The following is a 1,471-nucleotide window of genomic DNA, read 5'->3' on the forward strand; positions in this document are numbered from 1 at the left end:
TGGCCCATATCAATAGTCATATTAAACTATTAGTATAATTCTTTGATACTTTTAGTAAAGTCAGATGCTCGTCTTGTCATTTTATGACCTGATTTAACTTTTAAAACAGTATCATCAAGTGAAAACTCACTCTTTGAATCTTTAAAATCTTGTTTTGCTGAAACAGTAACCTTTGTCAACAGTGCTAACTCTTCTTTATAATCAGCATCATCTTTACATATTTCAGAAACAGCCTCTAAAACAGCTACTGTGCGTTGACCCGCATGAGACATAATCCATTGGCTTTGGTATCTATCATCAGCAAGCTTAGCTTCATTAGCAGCAGCCATTTTCTTAAAGTCATCCCAATCAACAATTACATCTAATTTAGCGTTTCCACAAGAAGCTTTAACTTTTGCAACTTCTTCTGCAATACTTGCATCTGCAGCTCTAATTGCTTTTTTGTCTTTGATAGATGCATAAGCAGATGAGCTGAAAACAGCAATAATAAGTCCGGCTAAAATTTTTTGTTTCATAACTTCTTCCTTTTAGTGTTTAAAAAATATTATATATTGCTTCATAACTAACTTCAGGCAGATTCTCTACCTGGTTACCTAATTGAATCGTGAGTTCGCTTTTATTTAACTCTGCACTTTGAGTATCGGGAGTGCTCGATGGTAAAACCTTAACACTTTTTATATCTTTTACTGCTAAGGCATAATCATTGTCAATTAAACATACTTTTTCTAATGATTGTAAATAAGCTGAAAGTTTAGATGGGGTAGTCTTAAAATTGTTTTTGCCAAAGTTAGACCAAGCGACATCAAGGACAATTTGCGTACCACACTTTTCATTAAGGCTTTTTAAATGTTTTTTATACAACTTTTTAGCTTCAATTTTGCTAAAGGTTTCAAATTGTCGTTCTTTGTATTTTTCAATAATTCTTCTTTCTTTAGCTTTGTCTATAGAGCCCTGATAAATAACTTTAGTTACAGTACCATCGTCTAAATATACATTTGAATAAGAAACTAGAGTGCCAGATATTATTGTTTGGTCTTTATCGTTTCTAAAATTAACATTAGGCATGCCAATTAGTTTTAGGTAATAGCCTTCTCCAATATCGTTTTTGAACCTTTTATATAATAAAGTCTGCTCATCGAAGTGATGCTCGAATCCTCGGTAGTTAACATAGTATGTATCTTGTTTTTCATTAGGTACAATGAATAGCTGTGCTTCACGCTCTGAGTCATAACTGTAATAAACTTTGGATGTTTCGGTGGCAGATAATACGTTGGTAGATAACAAAAAAGCAGATAAAATTAGTGGTAATTTCATGTTTTAGTCCTTTAAGGTAAATATTAAATAAAATATTACATCCAGTAATTTAGCAGTACTATACTGCACTCTTTTATTTGCGTCAAAATTTACAGTAATAGATTTTATTAATATTATTTACATTCATAATTAGTGTAAAAAAGCAATAAGTGGTCGC

2 protein-coding genes are annotated in these 1,471 nt (G+C 31.6%); both read right to left on the reverse strand.

Annotation, left to right across the window (positions count from 1 at the left end; translation table 11 throughout):
- Positions 1–29: 29 nt before the first annotated feature.
- Positions 30–515, reverse strand: a complete 486-nt coding sequence (locus H5072_RS19310) for a hypothetical protein (RefSeq protein WP_182694491.1) — start codon at positions 513–515, stop codon at positions 30–32.
- Between the two features lie 19 nt (positions 516–534).
- Positions 535–1,314: a hypothetical protein gene (locus H5072_RS19315; RefSeq protein WP_182694492.1), complete on the reverse strand. Its 780-nt coding sequence runs from the start codon at positions 1,312–1,314 to the stop codon at positions 535–537.
- Positions 1,315–1,471 lie beyond the last annotated feature (157 nt).

The organism is Pseudoalteromonas sp. SR45-5 (assembly GCF_014163565.1).
Taxonomy (GTDB): domain Bacteria; phylum Pseudomonadota; class Gammaproteobacteria; order Enterobacterales; family Alteromonadaceae; genus Pseudoalteromonas; species Pseudoalteromonas distincta.